The 20270-nt window shown below is 46.4% G+C and carries 15 protein-coding genes; 13 read left to right on the top strand and 2 right to left on the bottom strand.

The window, feature by feature from the left end; genetic code table 11:
* The first annotated feature begins 118 nt into the window (after nucleotides 1-118).
* Nucleotides 119-3514 carry a DUF5107 domain-containing protein gene (locus PTQ21_RS22875; protein ID WP_274567265.1) on the top strand — a complete coding sequence of 1132 codons (3396 nt, stop codon included), beginning with the start codon at nucleotides 119-121 and terminating at the stop codon, nucleotides 3512-3514.
* A gap of 97 nt (nucleotides 3515-3611) precedes the next feature.
* Nucleotides 3612-4898 (top strand): cellulase-like family protein, encoded by a 1287-nt coding sequence (locus tag PTQ21_RS22870; RefSeq protein ID WP_274570553.1) that lies wholly within the window; start codon nucleotides 3612-3614, stop codon nucleotides 4896-4898.
* Between the two features lie 25 nt (nucleotides 4899-4923).
* Here the strand turns inward: PTQ21_RS22870 and PTQ21_RS22865 are convergent, their stop codons facing one another.
* Complete coding sequence (locus tag PTQ21_RS22865; RefSeq protein WP_063563651.1) at nucleotides 4924-5388, bottom strand: CBO0543 family protein; 465 nt, start codon at nucleotides 5386-5388, stop codon at nucleotides 4924-4926.
* A gap of 217 nt (nucleotides 5389-5605) precedes the next feature.
* Here PTQ21_RS22865 and PTQ21_RS22860 point away from each other — a divergent pair, with 217 nt between their 5' ends.
* From PTQ21_RS22860 to PTQ21_RS22810, 11 genes are all read left to right on the top strand, one after another.
* Nucleotides 5606-5959 carry a VOC family protein gene (locus PTQ21_RS22860; protein WP_063563652.1) on the top strand — a complete coding sequence of 118 codons (354 nt, stop codon included), beginning with the start codon at nucleotides 5606-5608 and terminating at the stop codon, nucleotides 5957-5959.
* Nucleotides 5960-6240: 281 nt separating this feature from the next.
* Nucleotides 6241-6705 (top strand): response regulator, encoded by a 465-nt coding sequence (locus PTQ21_RS22855; RefSeq protein ID WP_274567264.1) that lies wholly within the window; start codon nucleotides 6241-6243, stop codon nucleotides 6703-6705.
* Between the two features lie 55 nt (nucleotides 6706-6760).
* Nucleotides 6761-7768 carry a helix-turn-helix domain-containing protein gene (locus PTQ21_RS22850; protein ID WP_274567263.1) on the top strand — a complete coding sequence of 336 codons (1008 nt, stop codon included), beginning with the start codon at nucleotides 6761-6763 and terminating at the stop codon, nucleotides 7766-7768.
* A gap of 44 nt (nucleotides 7769-7812) precedes the next feature.
* The gene (locus PTQ21_RS22845) at nucleotides 7813-9636 is read left to right on the top strand and encodes a sensor histidine kinase (RefSeq protein WP_063563958.1); all 1824 of its coding nucleotides are present in this window, start codon (nucleotides 7813-7815) and stop codon (nucleotides 9634-9636) included.
* Complete coding sequence (locus tag PTQ21_RS22840) at nucleotides 9626-11161, top strand: response regulator transcription factor (RefSeq protein WP_063563654.1); 1536 nt, start codon at nucleotides 9626-9628, stop codon at nucleotides 11159-11161. Before PTQ21_RS22845 ends, PTQ21_RS22840 begins: the two co-directional genes overlap by 11 nt.
* A gap of 117 nt (nucleotides 11162-11278) precedes the next feature.
* The gene (locus PTQ21_RS22835) at nucleotides 11279-12952 is read left to right on the top strand and encodes a type 2 periplasmic-binding domain-containing protein (protein WP_274567260.1); all 1674 of its coding nucleotides are present in this window, start codon (nucleotides 11279-11281) and stop codon (nucleotides 12950-12952) included.
* A 106-nt stretch (nucleotides 12953-13058) separates the two neighbouring features.
* Complete coding sequence (locus PTQ21_RS22830) at nucleotides 13059-14024, top strand: ABC transporter permease (RefSeq protein ID WP_063563656.1); 966 nt, start codon at nucleotides 13059-13061, stop codon at nucleotides 14022-14024.
* Nucleotides 14024-14977 carry a carbohydrate ABC transporter permease gene (locus PTQ21_RS22825; protein ID WP_063563657.1) on the top strand — a complete coding sequence of 318 codons (954 nt, stop codon included), beginning with the start codon at nucleotides 14024-14026 and terminating at the stop codon, nucleotides 14975-14977. Before PTQ21_RS22830 ends, PTQ21_RS22825 begins: the two co-directional genes overlap by 1 nt.
* Entirely contained in the window at nucleotides 14978-16534 is a 1557-nt protein-coding gene (locus PTQ21_RS22820; protein ID WP_090806819.1) for a glycoside hydrolase family 43 protein, read from the top strand.
* 51 nt (nucleotides 16535-16585) lie between these two features.
* Nucleotides 16586-17608, top strand: a complete 1023-nt coding sequence (locus tag PTQ21_RS22815) for an endo-1,4-beta-xylanase (RefSeq protein ID WP_274567259.1) — start codon at nucleotides 16586-16588, stop codon at nucleotides 17606-17608.
* Nucleotides 17609-17695: 87 nt separating this feature from the next.
* Entirely contained in the window at nucleotides 17696-18682 is a 987-nt protein-coding gene (locus PTQ21_RS22810) for a glycoside hydrolase family 43 protein (protein ID WP_269056440.1), read from the top strand.
* 173 nt (nucleotides 18683-18855) lie between these two features.
* Here the strand turns inward: PTQ21_RS22810 and PTQ21_RS22805 are convergent, their stop codons facing one another.
* Nucleotides 18856-20166 carry an amidohydrolase family protein gene (locus PTQ21_RS22805; RefSeq protein ID WP_274567258.1) on the bottom strand — a complete coding sequence of 437 codons (1311 nt, stop codon included), beginning with the start codon at nucleotides 20164-20166 and terminating at the stop codon, nucleotides 18856-18858.
* Nucleotides 20167-20270 lie beyond the last annotated feature (104 nt).

Below are 20270 nucleotides of genomic sequence, written 5' to 3'. Positions count from 1 at the left end.
CCCCATAATTCATAATCCGAATAAGAATATAATCCATCACTTCCCGCATTTCGTCAATTGGAACCTTCCTTGCCAGAATATACAGTATAACTATCAAGACAAGGGAGGCAATTCTAACATGAAGCATGAGGCTGTGGATCACAAGCTGGAGGCGGATCCAACCGGATCCAGTCAGGTACAAGTGTGGGAGACAAGCGTGTTGATACCTACATATGAGGCGGGTGAAGCTGACCCAAATCCGATGTTTCTGGAGAAAAGAGTCTATCAGGGAAGCACCGGTCGTGTGTATCCGCATCCAGTGATCGAGAGTATCTCGGATGTGAAGCATGATGAAAATTACAAATTGGTTATTCTGGAGAATCAATATATCCGTATTGAGATCATGCCGGAAATCGGCGGTAGAATCTATCGTGCGCTTGATAAAACGAACAATTATGATTTTGTTTATTATAACCGCGTCATTAAGCCTGCACTGGTGGGCCTTGCTGGTCCTTGGATCTCCGGAGGAATTGAATTTAACTGGCCCCAGCATCACCGTCCTAATACATTTGGTCCGGTTGAATACAAATACGAAGCAACTGACGATGGCAGTGCTACAGTCTGGGTTAGTGAGATTGACCGGATGTACGGTACCAAAGTCACTGCAGCCTTCAAACTTTATCCGGATAAGGCCTATTTGGAGATCCAAGCTCAATTATACAACCGGACACCTGAGCCGCAGACCTTTCTGTGGTGGGCAAATCCGGCCGTAGCGGTTAATGAATATACACAATCCGTGTTTCCACCAGACGTAACGGCTGTATTTGATCATGGCAAAAGGGATGTCTCGCGTTTTCCTATTGCTACCGGAACTTATTACAAACAGGATTACTCGGAAGGCGTTGATATTTCCCGGTATAAGAACATACCGGTTCCGACTTCGTACATGGCTTATAAATCCGATTATAATTTCGTCGGCGCATATGATCACGGCGTAGAGGCCGGATTGCTGCATGTGGCGAATCATCATATTTCTACCGGCAAGAAACAATGGACTTGGGGGAATGGGGAGTTCGGTCAGGCGTGGGACCGTCAATTGACGGATGAAGATGGCCCATACATTGAACTTATGACTGGAGTGTACACAGACAATCAGCCCGACTTCACTTGGCTACAGCCCTACGAGGAGAAGACCTTTACCCAGTATTTCATGCCTTACAAAAACATCGGTGTCGTAAAAAATGCCTCCATCGAAGCAGCCATCAATCTGGAAGTTGATGCTGAAGCCGGAGAGGCAGTGATCAAGGTATATGCAACATCTAAACTCGAACATGCCGTTGTGGAGTTGAGTGGGGCGGCAACCCGGTATTTGCAGGAAACGGTTGAATTGTCCCCTGTAGATGTATATCAGAAGGTTATTCCGCTGGAGAGCGGGGAGCAGGAGCATGATCTGAAGCTTTTGGTTCGAAATAGGGAAGGCAGAGTGCTGATTTCCTATCAACCGAAACGTCCGGATATTGAACAGATTCCTGAAGCTGCTAAACCACTGGCAGCACCAGAAGAACTGCGTTCGACCGAAGAACTGTATCTGGCAGGCAAGCATCTGGAGCAATATCGGCATGCTACGTTTGAGCCTGAAGCGTACTATCTGGAAGGATTGAAGCGGGATAACGGTGATATCCGGTTGAATGTAGCTTATGGAACTTTACTGCTTCGTCGTGGATTATATATAGACAGCGAACAGTATTTCCGCAAAGCGATTGAGCGGTTGACCTGGCGAAATCCGAACCCATATGACAGCGAGGCCTACTATCAGCTGGGAGTAGCACTTCGTGGTCAAGGCCGTTTGGAGGAGGCTTTTACTGCTTTTCACAAATCGGTATGGTCGGCAGCGTGGCAGGATGCAGGGTACTTCTCACTTGCTCAGATTTCCAGCGTGAAAGGCCAGTACACCGAGGCACTGGAGCAGATTGAGCGTTCACTCATCCGCAATTCACGAAACTACAAAGCACGTAATCTGAAAGCCGCACTGCTGCGCAAGCTTGGTCTGATTGATAATGCAAAGGCCTATGCGCTTGAAACCCTTGAATTGGATATTGCGGATTTTGGAGCATATAATGAGTTGGCTTTGGCTCATACAGCTATGGGAGACAAGGATGCTGCACAAGGTATTCTGACTGAATTACAGCAATTGATGAGAGATGACGCCCACAACTATCTGAATGTCATCGCAGATTATATGGACAGCGGTTTCTATGAAGAAGCCATTGCAGTAGGGAAAAGAATAGTGGACCCGGAAAATTCAGTCTATCCGATGCTGCATTATGCACTGGCTGAATTATATAAACGTATCGGACAACATGAACATGCTCAAGAAGCACGTCGTAAGGGACAATTGGCCAATCCAACCTATTGTTTCCCAAACACGTTGTTTGAACTTGAGCTGCTGGTAAGTGCAGTTCATGCTAACCCGAAGGACGACAAGGCTCATTACTACCTCGGAAACTTTTATTATGACAAAAAACGACCTATCGAGGCGATTGCGAGCTGGGAGAAATCCCGCGAACTGCGGGATGATTTTCCGACGGTACACCGCAACTTGGGGCTGGCCTATTACAACAAACAGAACAATCCGCAAGCGGCCCTAGCTTCGCTTGAACAGGCCTTTGCTTATGCACCGGATGATGGTCGTATTTTCTTTGAACTGGATCAGCTGCGTAAGAAGCTTGCGTGGTCAACAGACAAACGCCTCCAGTTCCTTGAAGAGCGGCGAGATCTGGTCGAGAAGCGAGATGATCTGTATGTGGAATACGTATCCCTGCTAAACAATCTTGAACGTTATCAAGAGGCAATCGCTTCCTTGTCTCTGCGCAATTTCCATCCGTGGGAAGGTGGAGAAGGGAAAGTGACTGGGCAATATAAGTTGGCTCATACTGAGCTTGGTATACAAGCGCTGCAAAACGGTCATTATGAAGCAGCAGTTCAGCATTTACAACAAGCATTAGTCTATCCGTTGAATCTGGGAGAAGGTAAGTTGGAAGGAACTCAGGAGAATAATATTTATTATTATCTAGGCATGGCTTACGAAGGTCTGCAGCGGGAAACAGAAGCCATCGCTAGTTATACCATAGCTTCACAGGGTCTAGCCGAGCCGACAAGTGCGTTGTTCTACAACGATCAGCCGCCAGAAATGATTTTTTACCAAGGGTTGGCCTGGTTAAAGCTCCGTAACGGGAAGGAAGCTAAGCGCCGTTTTAATAAACTGATTGATTATGCTGAAAAGCATATTTTTGACGATATCAAAATGGACTATTTTGCGGTATCCTTGCCGGATTTCCTAGTATTTGAGGATGATCTGAATCGGCGAAATGTAATCCATTGCCGGTACATGAGGGGATTGGGACTTTTGGGGCTTGGCCGTGACAAAGAGGCCGGAACCGAACTTGAGTTGGCTCTGGAAATGGAGCCTAATCATCAAGGGGCAATGGTTCATAGACGGTATTCCCAACGACTGCGCGAAGGATTTCAACCTTAATGCTCCATCATCAAAGAGATGTAGAGATATTGTCCATTGGCTGTATTATAGAGAATAAACCTGTATTGCTACAAACAAAAAGGAAGGTGTAATGATAATGGATGTAGGGCGTAGGGAGTTGCCGCGCAAACTGACCATCACGATGTGGGATTTTTCCTGGTACACCATGACCTTACCGGGAGAACCCTATAGCGACCTTGAGGCGAGATTTAAGGAAGCAGTGGAGAGGGGCTACAATACGATCCGAATCTGTGCGATGCCCTTTTTATTGTTCACGGCGGAAGGCAAGCGGCCGGGTCCATTATACTTCGGCAGCCTTGGAGAGATCGGGCAGCGGACACGCTGGTACAACTGCCGAGGTGGCGCCCAGCTGGATGGACATGCACATTTGCTGGAGTTGTTCAGACAGGCCAAGGCCCATGGCTGTTATATCATCCTGTCTTCTTGGGAATATCAGCAGAGCCCCAGCTTCCTGGCATTTCCCGGGTTGCGCGATGAACTGGCTGCCATAGCTCCGGAGGAGCGGTTTATGGCTATTGCGAGATCCATGGATCAGCTTATCCGGTATATAAAAGCGGAAGGATACGACAAGCAGATCGTCTACGCGGAGCTGCATAATGAGGTGGAGTTCGGGCAACTGACCGAGATTGGAACCGCTCGAGGCATTGCCCCGTCCAATGTACCGGCACTGGTGGAAGCCATGCAGCCTTATATTGAAGAGGCCGTAGGTTATCTTAGAAGTGTCCACCCGGATATTTTGATGACAGCAAGCTATACATTAAATGAAGCCTATCCCAAATCCTATGTAGCGGGAAATTTACAGGTTGCACATTTCCATCTCTATATCAAAGGGGTATTGAATGAATTAACCGAAGCGGCTGGAATTGATGATGAGCAGGCGCCTTTTCCCGGCTCATTTGTCCAATCGCTCCTGCGGGAGGATGCGCCTCCATTTGAAGAGTATACGCTACCGCGCGACCAAGAATGGAGAATGGAAGGTAATCCGGTAGGGTTAAGGCTGCTCTATCTGCATGACTGGGTGGAGCCGGATAAATGGGATCTTTTTTTATACGACAATTATAGTAAACATAAGCTGGCTATGCTGCAAAAGGCAGATATGCGCTTCGAGGAAGCTCACGAATGGGCGGCTCATTCTGGCTTGCCGGTCGTTATTGGGGAAGGATATGTTGGTTATACGCCGCTGTTAGCGGGATTCGAAGAGGGGCCTGTTGGGAAATTCATTGCAGAGTACGCGCTGCGTAAAGGAATGGCTCTTGGCTTCTGGGGAATGACTCTATGCTCTAACTGTGCGCCGCATCATCCTTTCTGGGACGATGTCCCCTGGCAGCAGAAATGGAATCGATATATTCTTGCATCGCAATAATTGTTATGTTGGAAAGAACCAAACTTTATGTTCTCCTCTTATCAGAAACGTTGTACATCAGAGTGAATACTTTACTATATCCGTACACCACGACTAAAGGAAGAAAATAAGAAAAGAAAGTCCAATAGATGTTCCAGCCATTAAAATAAAGAACTCTACCCATTTCTTTAGCCAACCATTCGATCAGCGTTAATGTAAAAGAGGTTATTAAGATTGCTAGCCACGACTTCGTATTTTTTTCAAGAATCATGTATATCATGAGGCATCCAGCAATAGGGTATATACCTAAGTCGAAAGGGAGCCCCGCATATGATTGGTTACGGGTATTGGGAAGGATATTCCAGAAAAAATTGAAGCCCGCACTGTTTAAACAAGAAGAGGTGGCTACTCCCAGCGGATAATAAGCTAAGAGGATGTTGACGTTTCTACGTAGAATCCATCCACCGATTAAGATGGGGATAACCATACCAAAAATGACATTCCCCAGCATCGAATCACTCCCATAGGTTTTCACCTGAATAATTTCTTATTATTAACCAAATTTATAATTTCATAAGGGATGCATCCCACTTTTGTATTATCAGGCTAGCCAGAATCCCTTGGTTGGTCTTTTTGTCGATTGAATAACGTGGTACTAGATGATAATGTAAAATAAGGGCGAGGATTCCTCGTTGGGGGAATATACTAATTGAATCGAGGTTCTGAAAATGAGGGTGAAACGAATTGTCACCAATATTAATACACAAAACGTTCCAGCAGCAAAAAGCTTTTACCAGGATGTGCTTGAACTTGATTTATTGATGAATCATGGTTGGATTGAAACATACGGATTACTTGGAGAGGAGAACGTTCAAATAAGTATCGCCACACAAGGTGGCTCCAATACACCTACACCTGACCTTTCGATTGAAGTTGATGATGTCGATGTAGTGTACGAACGCATGAAAAGCGCGGGTTATACAATAGAATATGAACTTACGGATGAGCCTTGGGGAGTTCGTCGATTCTATGTCCGTGATCCATTTGGTAAGTTGATCAATATCCTTGCTCATAGACATTAAATCAGTTGTCAGGGAGTGTATACAAGCAGAGTTACTGTTCAAATTAAAGTACTTTCTTTAAAAATTATTGTATATTGGTTTGAAGTATTGGCATTCTTTGCTCGGATGTTATGATTATATAAAAGTCGCAAATTCAAGGTGAACAATGACAGAATTGAACCAGAATAACCGTCGAATGTGGTACATAAAGCTATAGGTAAACATTTTCCAAAGTACAATGATCCATGTTTTGTCCAAGGTAAACGCAGATTATTCATCACTATTAACGGGGGGAAACAAGAATGATGAATGTTTTGTTAGTGGATGATGAGCCATGGGTACTGGAAGGTCTGCGGACAATGGTAGATTGGAACAAATACGGTTTTCAAATTTGTGGAGAGGCTGAGAACGGGAACGCTGCTTGGTCCATTATTGAGAACCTTCGGCCAGACCTGGTGTTTACAGATATTCATATGCCTTCAGTGAGCGGACTTGAACTGATTGACCGCTCGATACAAAAACTAGCCAAACCGCCGCGATTTGTCATATTAAGCGGATACGATAGCTTTGATTATGCGAAAACAGCGCTGGAACAGCGTGTGGAGGATTATTTACTCAAACCCATTGATGAGGTTGAGATTGAAAACGTATTAGAACAGATGAGTCGTAAAATTCAGAACGAGCTTGTCGCAGAGAAATTGCATCAACACGAGCGTACTTTATATGTAAATTGCTTGTTCAACCGTCTGTTTCAGGGGGGAGGATAGCAGCGAACTGCAAGCCGAAGTGGAAAGTATATTGCAAATGGAGGGTCATGAGAATATGGCCTGTCTTTTAATTGAAACGGATATTTGCAATGAAGACATAAAGTCACAGGTACAGCGTTTTGCTAGCGCTCATCACTACGAATTTTTTATGGATGCTGAAGGAAGAATGGGTGTGTTTGCTGCTGTAATTGAAGATTCTCTGAGTTGGCTTGAGAGGCTAGGGAGAACTTTGTTTGAGATTTACTCCGGTCATGGATCAATTATTGTGGCATTTGGATATCACTCAGGTGGAGTAGTCGCTATGCGGTCAGCATTTGAAAAAGCGTTATCTGCTTTGAAATGGAAGCGTTATCAAAAAGAAAGCGGCATTATTCGAGATCAAGATTTGCCACGGCATAGTAACATGGCGGTTGTAAATCAAAAAGCGTTGAGTAACCTGTTTAAAACCATTTTAACGGGTGAAGAGAATGGGTTGGAGAGAGAGGTACACGAGTTGCTTGCGAGTCCAGATTCAGGGCTGTCTGTGTCGGATATAGAATATGTTCGGGTACAATTGCTTGCTCTTGAAATGGGAGTTCTCAAGCAAATGAAGGAGCTGGATGGGAATGTAGACAGGTTTGTGTTGCAGTTACAACATATGTTGGGCGATTTATCTGACATTGATTCCTTTCCTGCATTTAGGGAATATGCACTTATATTAAGTCTCAACGCTTTGAGAGCTCTACAGGAGCAGCGGAAAGAAAAAGAATGCAGCACGATTTTTCGTGTAGTGCAATATGTTAACCATGAGTTTCGGGAGAAGCTGCAGCTCCAGGAGATTGCACAGAAATTTCATATGAATGCCAACTATCTGGGGCAAGCCTTCAGACAGCAGACTGGCAAGTCTTTTCGGGAATATCTGAATGATAAACGGATCGAGGAGGCGAAGAGACTGTTACGTCAGAGCTGTTGTAGCATAGCCGAAGTTGCGGTCCATTCAGGATACCCTAATGCCGACTATTTTGTAAGTCAGTTCAAGCGAATGACGGGGATGGCTCCCTCCGCGTATCGAAAACAACCATAGATTGGGACTCGACAAGTAATGAATGAAGGATGGCGATGGAAGACATGTTTAAGAAATTCCGATTTCGCGGCATCGTGAACGATATTCCTTTGAACTACAAGTTTATGCTGATCTATGTTATCGGTATTTTGCTTCCGATCATAGCAAGCAATTATTTGTTCATGGATCGTATGTCGGGGCTAATTAAGGAGCGGGAAGAGCAGAATCTGCAAATATCGCTGGAGCGGGCGAGAAAGGACATTCACACCATGATTGACGGGGGGATCGCTGTCAGTCACGCCTTAATCACGGACAAGCTGTTGTCCGAATCCATGGATCGTGTATACAAAGACCAATTGGATTTCTACAATACATTCGATGAACAGCTTCGCCATCGAGTGACTTCCTATATTCCCGTGAACAATCAAATCCAGCGGATTGGCATCTACACAGATAATCCAACGATTGTGTCTGGAGGGGATTATTATTATCTGGACAGCTCAATGAACGCCAGTGCCTGGTTCAGACAATGGGAAGCAGCAGGGGAATCACTAAGTGTACTCGCTTATCGCGATCAGGCAGCGAATGATCGCGCGGCGACCTCGTCGTATTTTAGCGTGATTGAAAAAATGGACTATTATAACGCAGATAACTCTTACGAGAAGTTAGTGCGCATTGATTTTTACCTTAATCGATTCTATGACGTTATTGCGAGAGAGAAAAGCTCGCTGGACCTGTATCTGGTCAACGCGAAGAATCAGATTATCGTGTCCACAGATGACAAGTATCAGGGTGAGGTAGATAGTGATTATGCGTTATTTGATACGAGCAAGGCGGCGGACAAGGACCTACATATCGTACCGATTGGCAAGGCCAGCTATGTGAAAGGTTGGAAGCTCATTGGCGTACCTCAGGAAACACGTGTCAAACAAGCGATGCTCTCCATGAAGCTTTATTTCGGCATGCTCGCTGGTATCATTACTTTGGTTACCTCCATCTTCATCTATGTCATGCTGCGCTCATACAATTATCGAGTGAAACGTCTGTCCAGACATATGCAAAAGGTGGGGAACGAGAAATTTGATCTGATCAACATTGATGGGGGACAGGATGAGATAGGTCATCTGATTCGTAATTTCAATATGATGACCGCTCAGATCCATTCCTTGATCAATAATGTGTACAAGCTTGAAATTCAGCAGCGGAGCCAGGAGGCTGAGCGCATTCGCGCTGAGCTGAATTTGCTGCAAAGCCAGATGAATCCCCATTTTTTATTCAATACACTCAATGCGCTGCTGGTGGTCAGCACCAAAAACAATTATGCGGATGTCAAGGATATTATCAAGGACCTATCCAAGCTGCTTCGCCGTCTGTTGAATTGGAAGGACGATGTGGTCACGCTGGAAGAGGAAATGAGTTTTACGGTCATGTATCTGGGGATCGAGAAGTTCCGTTTTCGAGACAAGTTTGAATATTACATTGATATTAGCGAAGAGGCGAGGCAGTATAGAATTCCAAAAATGAGTATCCAGCAGTTGGCCGAGAATGCTTGCAAACATGGAATTCAGGCTATTGAGGGGTTAGGGTATGTGAAGATTAAAGCGGAAGTTGTGAGCGAACGCCTGCGCGTCGTTGTATCCGATAATGGTAAGGGCATGGATAAGGAACGGCTGCAAGAGGTTCTGTATCATATGCGGAGCAAGGAGGAGAGCGGAGGGAGTAACATTGGCATACGTAACGTATATCGCCGTCTTGAATTGTATTATGACGATAAAGTGGATTTTAACTTGGTGAGCAGAATAGGAGAAGGGACAGAGGTCTCCTTCGAAATTCCATTGCAACTGTTAGATCATCAGGGTGAAGAAGGAGGTAAGGACAATGGCATTTAGAGCGCTGCTGATTGATGACGAGCCATGGGCGCTAGAGGGCTTGCAGCTGTGGATTCCATGGGAAAGTCTTGGCTTTGAGGTATGCGCTATGTGTGGCAACGGTGCGGAAGGGTTGGAACGAATGGAAGAGTTACAGCCGGATCTTGTCATGGTTGATATTCAAATGCCAATTATGAATGGGCTAGAGATGATTGAAGAATGGCGACGTAGAGGAAACTGGTCGACCAAGTTCATTATTCTTACGGGGTACAGCGATTTCGAGTTTGCGCGAAAAGCGCTTAAATTCAAAGTTTCCGGTTATCTGTTAAAACCATTGGATGAGGAACAGGCGGAGTCCGAGATTCGCATGATGGGCATGGAACTGATGAAGGAGCAAGAGCAGCTTTATATTGGGCAGATTGCATTGAGAGAGCAGGAAATGTTGACGATGAAGCAGGCTTTATTAGGCAAAGTGCTGTCTGCTGAGGGTACTCAATTGATGCAGTCCCTTTCCCAGTCAGCTGAATCCTGGATTGTATGCCTGGTTCAGGTATCGGAGAAAGAGTTTGGCCGGTGGAGCAGTCTTGCTTCAGAGATTCTGAACGGACGGGATGTCCTCTATATCATTCGTATGCGAAATGATCTTGTATCCATTGTGTTTGGCGATGTTTCCCCCGGACCTCAGAGAACGAGCGGAAATTTTAGAAAACAATTAGAAACACTGGCTCGCCGTCTGGCGGGCTTTCGTACATATATGGCGATTGGCTCAACCGAATCCTCTCTTCATCACATCAGCAACTCCCGCATAACAGCAGAGAAGGCGTTGCTGCACGCTTTTTATGAAGCGGAAGAGAACAGCATAATGGATTATGCCGATATCCAGAACCACGATTTTCAAAGGCATAACCAACAGGTTGAACTGATCGAGCGAGTACTGGGAGCACTTCAGCTCATTGATTACGCCAACTACCAGTCCGCTGTGGAGTTTATTGAGCAATCCTTTCGACAGATGCGGGTCCACCCGGATGAAGCCCGAAAATTTGTGATTTACCTTCTTCATGAAATTCGTGCTTACATGAGGGCGCAAATGGCAGAAGATTCAGAGAATTACCGTATGTTCGAAATTCCGGAACTGGATGAAGCACTGTTAACCCTTGATGATTTGATCGGCATGCTGCATTCGTGTGGAAGAGTCTGCTTTGAGTTTTTGCTTAAAGAGAGCGTCTTCGAAGCGCAAGGTATTGTACAGGAAATCAACGATTATATTCATACGCATTACCAGGAGGGATTGACTATTAAGTTACTATCGGAACGTTTCTTCCTGCATCCGGCCTACTTGGGACAACTGTTGATACGCAAAAATGGGATCGGCTTCAATGAACTGCTTCATAACCTGAGGGTTGAGGAGGCATGTCGGTTGCTACAGATGAATCAGTACAAAAATAGCGAGATCTCGGAAAAGGTTGGATACGCCAATTACCATCATTTTTTAAAGCAATTTGAGAAACGTATGGGCATGTCTCCTAACGAATACAAGAAAACCTGAGCTTTTCTCGGAAAGAGCTATAATTCGAATATAGTTTCCATAGAGATGTAAATTTATAATTAAATTATTCAAATGAAAGGGCTTTCATATAGTGAGATCAAACTTTGGAGGTGCTTTATGGGGGACAGTAAAAAATCATTCTTCCGTATGGGGGCAACACTGTTATTGTCGTTGAGTGTTGTGCTAGCAGGTTGCTCAGGCGGCAATTCAGGCAGTGGAGAAGAGAGTAGTAAAGGTAGTGAGGTGGGGGCTGACAATCCGTTAGAAATCTCGGTATTCCTGAACGAGGCCGGACAACAGCCAACCGCTGACAACAAAATCTACAAAAAAATCAAGGATGAGCTTGGCGTTACATTCAAATTTGAATTTTTGGCTGGCGACAAAAACCAAAAGCTTGGCGTTATGATTGCCGGAGGAGATTATCCGGATCTGATCTCTGCGGACACCAAACTGACAGCAGCCGGTTCGGTCATTCCGTTGGAAGACCTGATCGAGGAGCATGCGCCTAATCTGAAGAAGCATTATGAGAAGTACTGGAACCAGATGAAGGACCCTAACGATGGACATATCTATTACTTGCCCAACTATGGTGCATACAACGGTGAGGTGTCGGACACCTACTACAGCGGACCTGCCTTCTGGATTCAGAAAGCCGTGTTGAAAGAGTTTAGTTATCCTACGCCAAAAACATTGGACGAGTACTTTGACTTGATCGCCAAATACAAGGAGAAGTATCCCACGATCGACGGCAAGCCGACCATTGGCTTTGAAGTATTGAACTATGACTGGAAAAACTGGGGGTTGTTGAACCCGCCACAGCATTTGATTGGTCATCCGAATGACGGGGGAGTCGTTGTAAACGACGGCAAAGCAGAGATCTTTGCAGACAAAGATTATGCCAAAACCTACTATGAGAAACTTAATGAAATTAACGGCCAAGGCTTGCTCGACAAGGAGGCTTTTGCACAAAACTACGACCAATATATGGCCAAATTGTCCAGTGGGGCAGTACTCGGCATGTTCGACCAACACTGGAATTTTCTCAGCGCGGAAGATTCGCTCATAACTCAGGACAAAATTGAACGCACGTACGTCGGCTTCCCGCTGGTATACGACAGCAGCACGAAGGACTACTATCGCGACCGCGCGGCGCTCAACCTGAACAATGGTTACGGCATTACTGTAAGTGCCAAGGACCCTGTGAAAATTATTAAAGCGCTCGACAAGCTTATGGAAGAAGATTGGCAAAAGACACTCACTTGGGGCATTCAGGATGAAGACTATTACGTGAATGACGAAGGCCGTTTCATGAAAACCCAAGAGCAGCGCGACAATGCCGCAGATGCGGCCTGGAAACTGGCCAATAAAGCAGATGCTTTCTATGGAACCGCACCGAAGATGGAAGGTTACTTTAGCGATGGCAACGCTACTTCAGCAAGCAATCAGCCGGAAGAATATCAAGCCAGCTTGAGACCGTTTGATAAGGAAGTTTTGGACGCCTACGGTTTCAACAGCTATGTGGATTTCTTCAGTGCTCCACCAGAGAATCCGGTTACTTACCCGGCTTGGTCCGTCGATCTGGTTGAGGGATCTCCAGCCAAAATTGCCAATACGAAGCTGAACGAATTATCAACCAAATATTTACCGAAAGCGATTTTGGCTAACACATCCGAATTCAGCAGTGTATGGAGCGAATACGTTTCCGAAATTCAAAAGCTGGATATCAAGGCTTTCGAAGGCCGTATCAATGAAGTATTGCAGTGGAGAATCGATAACTGGTCAGTGAAATAAGAAAATGCTGTCAGGAAGGAGGGCTACCTTCCTTCCTGATTTTTTTAAAGAACATATCGCTGGACGTTATTCCTTTCAATATAAAGATGGATAGGAGCCTGATATTATGGAGGAAATTGTAGTGGGTACCAAGCCGCTCCGACCGAAGAAAAAACCGAAAATTAGGCGGATTACTTGGCAAAATATCAAAGCACAGAGACAGCTCATATGGATGTCTGTTCCTCTGCTTGCGTACATTATTATCTTTGCTTATGTGCCTGTCTGGGGCTGGACGATGGCTTTTCAGGATTACAAACCGGCCAGAAGTTTCTCGCAGCAAACGTGGGTAGGGTTCAAGCATTTTCAATTTTTGTTCACGGATGACAATTTCTTGCGCGTGCTTCGTAATACGCTTGCCATGAGTATCATCAACATGATTTTGGGTTTCGTTACCGCTATTGTTTTGGCATTGTTACTCAATGAAATCAAGAAGATCATGTGGAAGCGGACGGTACAAACCATCTCTTATCTTCCTCACTTCTTATCATGGATTATCGTTACCGGCATCGTAGCGACATCGCTTGCTTCTGACGGCATTGTCAACGATATCCTCATGAAACTGCACTTAATCAACGAGCCGATCTTGTGGCTGACGGAAGGGAAGTATTTCTGGGGCGTTGTTGCAAGTTCTCATATTTGGAAAGAAGTCGGATGGAGCACCATTATTTATTTGGCGGCCATGGCCTCTATTGACCCGGCACAGTATGAAGCAGCCGATATTGATGGAGCCAATCGATATCAAAAAATGTGGAATGTCACCTTGCCAGGAATCAAGCCTACCATTGTCATCCTGCTGATTATGTCGATTGGACATATTCTGGAAGCCGGCTTTGAGGTTCAGTATTTGCTGGGCAACGGACTCGTTGTGGACTGGTCGGAAACGATTGATATCTTTGTGCTCAAATACGGGATTGCACAGGGCAACTATTCGCTCGCAACTGCAGGCGGAATATTCAAGACCGTGGTCAGCATTACGATGTTACTTGTAGCGAATTGGACCGCCAAGCGGCTTGGGGAAGAGAGGCTGTTATAATGACGAAAAAAACACCATTGTCTGGTTTAGGAAATACAGCGGCGCTTTCCGTACGCCGCCCAGGTGGCAGAGGCATGGAACCGTTTCTGTTCAACACCTTTAACACCATCTTCATGGTTCTGCTGGTGATTGTGACGTTGTATCCATTTTTGAACACAATTGTGGTTTCGTTTAATGCAGGGAATGACACCATTCGAGGAGGCTTATATTTGTGGCCCCGCGATTTCACCATGCAGAATTACAAAGCCGTATTTGCATCAGGCACAATTTATAACGCATTTTTGATTTCCGTTGCACGTACAGTACTATCCACCGTTTTAAACATTTTCTTGACCACCATGCTGGCTTATACGCTGAGTCGGCGCGATTATATTTTCCGCAAGCTGATTACGACCATTTTTGTACTCACCATGTATTTCAACGCAGGGCTTATTCCGGGATACTTCCTGATGAAGGACCTGCACTTAATCAATTCATTCTGGGTATATGTTTTACCATCGCTGATTAGTGCGTTTAACCTGATCGTCATTCGTACTTATATATACACGATCCCTGAAAGCTTGATTGAATCTGCCAAAATTGACGGAGCAGGAGATTTCAGAATTTTCTGGAGAATTATTTTTCCACTGTGCAAGCCTGTGCTGGCGACCATTGCGCTCTTTGTCGCAGTCGGCGCGTGGAATTCCTGGTTCGATGCTTTTCTGTACACGTCATCACGTCAGGAGCTCAGCACACTGCAATACGAACTGATGAAGCTGTTGTCTTCCAGTATGAATGCCAACAGTAATCCTTCCGTTGCGAACGGCGTGGGGGTGGAGCATTCAACACAGGTAACTCCAATTTCCATTCGTGCTGCAGTTACAATTGTTGCTTCGGTTCCGATCTTGCTGGTGTATCCGTTTATGCAAAAATACTTTGTCGTTGGACTAAATGTAGGGAGTGTGAAGGAATAGATGAAGCAACTCCAAGCTAATACCATCTGTTATGCCAACCCAATCCTTCCTGGATTCTATCCGGACCCCAGCATTGTGAAGGCTGAAGAATTTTTTTACCTCATTTGCAGTTCATTTGAGTATTTTCCCGGAGTGCCGATCTTTCGGAGCCGGGATCTCATTCACTGGGAGCAAATCGGCAATGTGTTGGATCGGGTCAGCCAGCTTGATTTGACCGGACGGAAAAGCTCAGACGGCATTTATGCTCCGGCACTGCGTTACCATGAAGGTACATTTTACATGATTACGACAGATGTGAGAGGCATCGGCAATTTCTACGTGACGGCAACCGACCCTGCTGGCCCCTGGTCTGATCCAATTCGTATTCCATACGGTGGAATTGACCCATCGCTGTTTTTTGACGACGATGGCAAAGTGTACGTGACCGCACAACAAGGTGCCGATTACGATTCTCATGCCATCCAGTATGAGATCGACATCGCTACAGGTGAGGCTCTCTCTGAACCACAAGTTGTCTGGCACGGAGATGGAGGGCCATGGACCGAAGGGCCACATCTGTACAAAATCAATGGATTGTATTACATGATGTCTGCTTCTGGTGGGACGGCCAAGGATCATCGTGAGATCATCGGCCGAAGCGATCGACCTTATGGTCCGTTTGAACGCTATCCTGAGCCGATCCTGACCCATCGCCATCTGGACCATCCGATCCAGTATTTGGGTCATGCCGATCTGGTGGAGGATCACCACGGAGACTGGTGGGCCGTTTTCCTTGGCGTGCGTTTGACAGAGGAAGGATATAGTGTGCTTGGACGTGAAACCCTCCTCGCCCCGGTCGTTTGGAACGAGGGGTGGCCCCACATTGACAACAATGAAGGAATAGTGAGTCTGGACATGAAGGTCCAGCGATTGCCAATGACATTACCTTCTTTGCCCGGGAGCCATACTGCCATCGTTGTCGGCCGGGACGAATTCGACGGAGAACTCGGGTCGCAATGGATGTTTGTGCGCAACCCTACAGAAGGAGCATGCTCGCTTACAGAAAAACCAGGTTACCTGACGTTGTATGGGCAGGATGGAAGTCTTGAAGACGTGGGTCAGATCACGTTTGTTGGCCGCAGGCAGCAGCATATTCATGCCAGCTTTACGACCTGCCTGACTTTCATGCCAGTTGCCGATGGAGAAGAAGCGGGATTATGTGTTCGCCGGGATGAGGATGCACACTATGAGATTGGCATAAGACGGTTGAACGGACGAAACATACTCTTTGCTCGCTTGACGGTGCGCGGAGAGTCGAACATGGTTCACGAGAGCGAGACTGTAACAGAGCGGCTGTCGCTCCGAATCGAATCGACAGAGAAGGAATATAGGCTGACTTGCTCCGAGGACGGACAGAACTGGACAGCATTGGGTTCAGGCTCGGCACGTGCCATATCACCGGAGGACTTTGTGCACAAAATGTGCTTTACCGGAGCGGTGGTCGGACTATACGCTACCGGCAATGGTAAGGCAAGCAGCACACCTGCCCATTTTGATTGGTTCGAGTACTCGGTCTGATTCAGTTGCTAATAAATCAATGCGAAGAAGGAAATTTAGAGGAGGGAAATTATGGGTTCGTTTCGAGAAGAGGCTTCACTGAAGGAATTGTACAAGGATGCGTTCCACATTGGAGCAGCAGTGAGTCCGAAGACGATTGACAGCCAGCGTTCATTGCTCGCCTATCACTTCAACAGTCTGACGGCAGAAAATGAAATGAAATTCTCCAGTGTGCATCCGCAGCTGGAACGGTATACGTTTGAGGATGCGGATGTCATCGCTTCCTTTGCCAGAGAGCAGGGCATGGCGCTGCGAGGTCACACGCTGGTCTGGCACAACCAGACTCCGGATTGGCTGTTCGAGAATGAAACTGGCGAACTGGTGGAGCGCGATGTATTGCTGGAGCGATTGAAGGCGCACATTGAGACCGTTGTTGGCAGATATAAGGACGTTATCTATGCTTGGGACGTTGTAAACGAGGTTATTTCCGATGAAGCGGATGATGCAAATGCATTCCTGCGCCCATCCAAATGGCTGGATATCGCCGGAGAGGATTTTATTGCCAAAGCGTTTGAATTCGCGCATGAAGCAGATCCGCAAGCGTTGTTGTTCTACAACGATTATAACGAATCTGATCCACATAAGCGGGAACGCATCTATCGGCTCGTCCGTTCATTACTCGATCAAGGCGTGCCAATTCATGGCGTTGGTCTGCAGGCGCACTGGAATCTGTATGATCCGTCCTTGGATGATATGCGCGCAGCAATTGAGCGGTATGCGCAGCTTGGACTGCAGCTTCAGCTCACCGAACTGGATGTATCGGTATTTCGCTTTGAAGACAGACGTACAGATCTCGTTCAGCCATCGCAAGAGATGCTGGAATTGCAAGCCGAGCAATACGAATCCATCTTCCGCCTGCTCCACGAATATAAGGAGCATATTAGCGCTGTGACATTCTGGGGGGCTGCCGACGACTACACCTGGCTTGACAATTTCCCTGTTCGAGGGCGAAAAAACTGGCCATTCCTGTTCGATGAGTTGCATCGTCCAAAGGAAGCGTATCAGCGTGTTGCGCGAATCATTGTACCCAAGTGACATGAAACGGATCAATATCGATTCGTTTAACCACAACATCTCGAAGAGATACTTGGGAGTACATATCTATTGGAAGGAGCCATTTGTATGTCTGAATTACCTAAACCGCATCAACCTATAGTTACCCATATATTTACTGCTGATCCGTCAGCGCATGTATTCGAGGATCGTATTTATATTTATCCTTCCCATGATCTGGATCACGACGGTCCGGTGAATGACAATGGAGATCAGTACAAGATGGAGGATTATCATGTACTCTCTATGGCGGACATGAATTCAGCCGTGACGGACCATGGCGAAGCTCTGCATGTGAAGGATGTACCTTGGGCGTCCAGTCAAATGTGGGCTCCGGATGCCGCATACAGAAAAGGCACCTATTATTTGTTTTTCCCGGCTCGGGACCATGATGGCATTTTCCGCATCGGCGTGGCTACATCGTCTTCACCGACAGGGCCGTTCAAACCGGAGGAGCAATATATTCAGGGCAGCTTCAGCATTGACCCCGCAGTGTTTGTAGACGATGATGAGCAGGCTTATATGCTCTTTGGCGGGTTGTGGGGGGGACAGTTGGAGAAATGGCAGACTGGAAGCTACGTGGAACATGCGGAAGGTCCTGCTCCGGATGCTTCGGCGATCGGACCAAAAGTTGCAAAGCTGAGTGAAGATATGCTCTCGATGGTGTCGGAGCCGCTGGAGTTATCCATCGTGGATCAGGATGGAAAGCTGCTGACCGCTGGGGATGAGGATCGCAGATATTTTGAAGGCCCTTGGATGCACAAATATAACGGGAAATATTATTTGTCCTACTCCACAGGAACAACGCACAAGCTGGTGTACGCCATTGGCGACAATCCGATGGGTCCGTTTACATTCCAAGGTACCATTTTGCCGCCAGTCATGGGCTGGACAACGCATCATTCGATTGTACAATTTCGGGAAAAGTGGTATTTGTTCTATCACGATTGTTCCCTTTCTGGCGGCGTCGATTACAAGCGCTGCGTAAAGTTTGCTGAGTTAACGTACAATCCGGATGGCACGATTCGCATGATTGATCCGTATCCAGACAAGTGAAATGGATGTGAATAGGACGGTAACCCGTATCCTTTTACCTATAACTGTAGATCCTGAAGAGCCCTAGAGTGAATACGCATTTCAGGGCAAGGATACGGTTTTCAAAGAGGAAAATGCTTAAAACTCCGTGCCAAAGCACGGAGTTTTCCAATATACGGGCAGATCGAATGGGATTAACATAGTTGCTGCGAACCATTGAACCACACGGATTTGATCGACAAGGTATCCGAAATATTAGTTGTTGGATCACCGTCTACGAGAATGAGGTCAGCACGCGCACCTTCGGTAATACGGCCGCGATCGTGAAGACCAAAGCAACGGGCCGGTTTCGAAGTAGCCGACTGAAGAGCTTCGATCGGAGTGAACCCGGCTTTCACCAGCAACTGCATTTCGTGGTGGACACTTGCCCCATGAGCAAGGCCGCCTAGGTTCGGAACGGGAACCGGTGCGACATCTGTCCCTACCAGAATATCAACTCCAGCACGGTGAAGGTCCATCACATTCTTAAAGCTATTCTCCATATTGCCTTGAGGGAACGTATTGAAGCTTGAGTTCAAAATATCGATCCAATCAGGGCTTAATTTGGAATGCACACGCGGATCATTCGCCAATTCGGATGCCGTATTTCCAATAATTGATGAATTCAACACCAAGCAGGGTGTAACAAATGCGCCTGAACCTGCTATAGATTTCACTAACTCGGAGGTGTACTCGGGTCTGTCGATGAACAAGTGGCCCAAACCGTCGACTCCAAAATCGATGGCTTGTTGCGATGAAAGAGCCGTCAAGACGTGGGCGATGACCAGCTTACCGGACTTGTGGGCTTCTGTCACGGCTGTTTTTAGAATCTCATCGCTTAATACAGGCAGGCCAGGTGCACCCATGACCGTTCCTTCTTCAATCATGATCTTAATATAGTCGGCCCCATTCTCGACTTGGGTATGCACATGTTTACTCGATTCTTCGACTGTTGTCACTTGCGGTATTTCATCGTGATCGTGAGCGTATGCGGCTAACATTGCTTCCCGATCTTCCTCCGATAACTTCTCTAGTTCCTTTAATACGAATTCAGGTATTTCATCTCCATCCGGCAATAATTCATCCGGATGTCCACCCGGAGCGGTGATTGCTGTGCCAGCGGAACGGACATCTGCGATGTCATTCACATTTTTCAACTGAATTTCGCGCCCTCGTTTAGTAAAATCACCGTTCATTTCGAGTTCAGTGGTAACGCCGAATTTTAGCGCATCTCGTAATCCGCCGATGGAAGTGTGGACATGTGCATCAATCAGACCAGGCATTAGAGTCGCATTTTCTCCATCGATAATTGTTGCATCCGCCGGAAGGTCTCCACCGACTGAAACAATAGACTTCCCTTTAATGACAACATGTCTAGGCGCAATGATTTGCTCCCCATCAAAGATACGTACATTTGTAATCGCCGTAACTTGTTCTAACGCAGCATTTTTATTTACCTTCTCCATTTGAATTCCTCCCAAGTGTTTGTTTATCGAACAATTCGAATCATAACTGTTAGTCTCCTAACTGTCAACGAGCTAATGTTTTTTTGACAAGCCAATAGGATCGC

This window comes from Paenibacillus marchantiae, from assembly GCF_028771845.1.
GTDB classification, from domain to species: domain Bacteria; phylum Bacillota; class Bacilli; order Paenibacillales; family Paenibacillaceae; genus Paenibacillus; species Paenibacillus marchantiae.
Note: the sequence above shows the minus strand (reverse complement) of the source record. Positions and strands in the feature narration are given on the sequence as shown.

Coding starts and splice junctions, on each gene's coding strand:
- PTQ21_RS22855 (WP_274567264.1), top strand. CDS start 6,241: ATGATGAATGTTTTGTTAGTGGATGATGAGCCATGGGTACTGGAAGGT.
- PTQ21_RS22825 (WP_063563657.1), top strand. CDS start 14,024: ATGACGAAAAAAACACCATTGTCTGGTTTAGGAAATACAGCGGCGCTT.
- PTQ21_RS22845 (WP_063563958.1), top strand. CDS start 7,813: ATGTTTAAGAAATTCCGATTTCGCGGCATCGTGAACGATATTCCTTTG.
- PTQ21_RS22840 (WP_063563654.1), top strand. CDS start 9,626: ATGGCATTTAGAGCGCTGCTGATTGATGACGAGCCATGGGCGCTAGAG.
- PTQ21_RS22805 (WP_274567258.1), bottom strand. CDS start 20,166: ATGGAGAAGGTAAATAAAAATGCTGCGTTAGAACAAGTTACGGCGATT.
- PTQ21_RS22830 (WP_063563656.1), top strand. CDS start 13,059: ATGGAGGAAATTGTAGTGGGTACCAAGCCGCTCCGACCGAAGAAAAAA.
- PTQ21_RS22865 (WP_063563651.1), bottom strand. CDS start 5,388: ATGCTGGGGAATGTCATTTTTGGTATGGTTATCCCCATCTTAATCGGT.
- PTQ21_RS22810 (WP_269056440.1), top strand. CDS start 17,696: ATGTCTGAATTACCTAAACCGCATCAACCTATAGTTACCCATATATTT.
- PTQ21_RS22860 (WP_063563652.1), top strand. CDS start 5,606: ATGAGGGTGAAACGAATTGTCACCAATATTAATACACAAAACGTTCCA.
- PTQ21_RS22820 (WP_090806819.1), top strand. CDS start 14,978: ATGAAGCAACTCCAAGCTAATACCATCTGTTATGCCAACCCAATCCTT.
- PTQ21_RS22815 (WP_274567259.1), top strand. CDS start 16,586: ATGGGTTCGTTTCGAGAAGAGGCTTCACTGAAGGAATTGTACAAGGAT.
- PTQ21_RS22850 (WP_274567263.1), top strand. CDS start 6,761: ATGGCCTGTCTTTTAATTGAAACGGATATTTGCAATGAAGACATAAAG.
- PTQ21_RS22835 (WP_274567260.1), top strand. CDS start 11,279: ATGGGGGACAGTAAAAAATCATTCTTCCGTATGGGGGCAACACTGTTA.
- PTQ21_RS22875 (WP_274567265.1), top strand. CDS start 119: ATGAAGCATGAGGCTGTGGATCACAAGCTGGAGGCGGATCCAACCGGA.
- PTQ21_RS22870 (WP_274570553.1), top strand. CDS start 3,612: ATGGATGTAGGGCGTAGGGAGTTGCCGCGCAAACTGACCATCACGATG.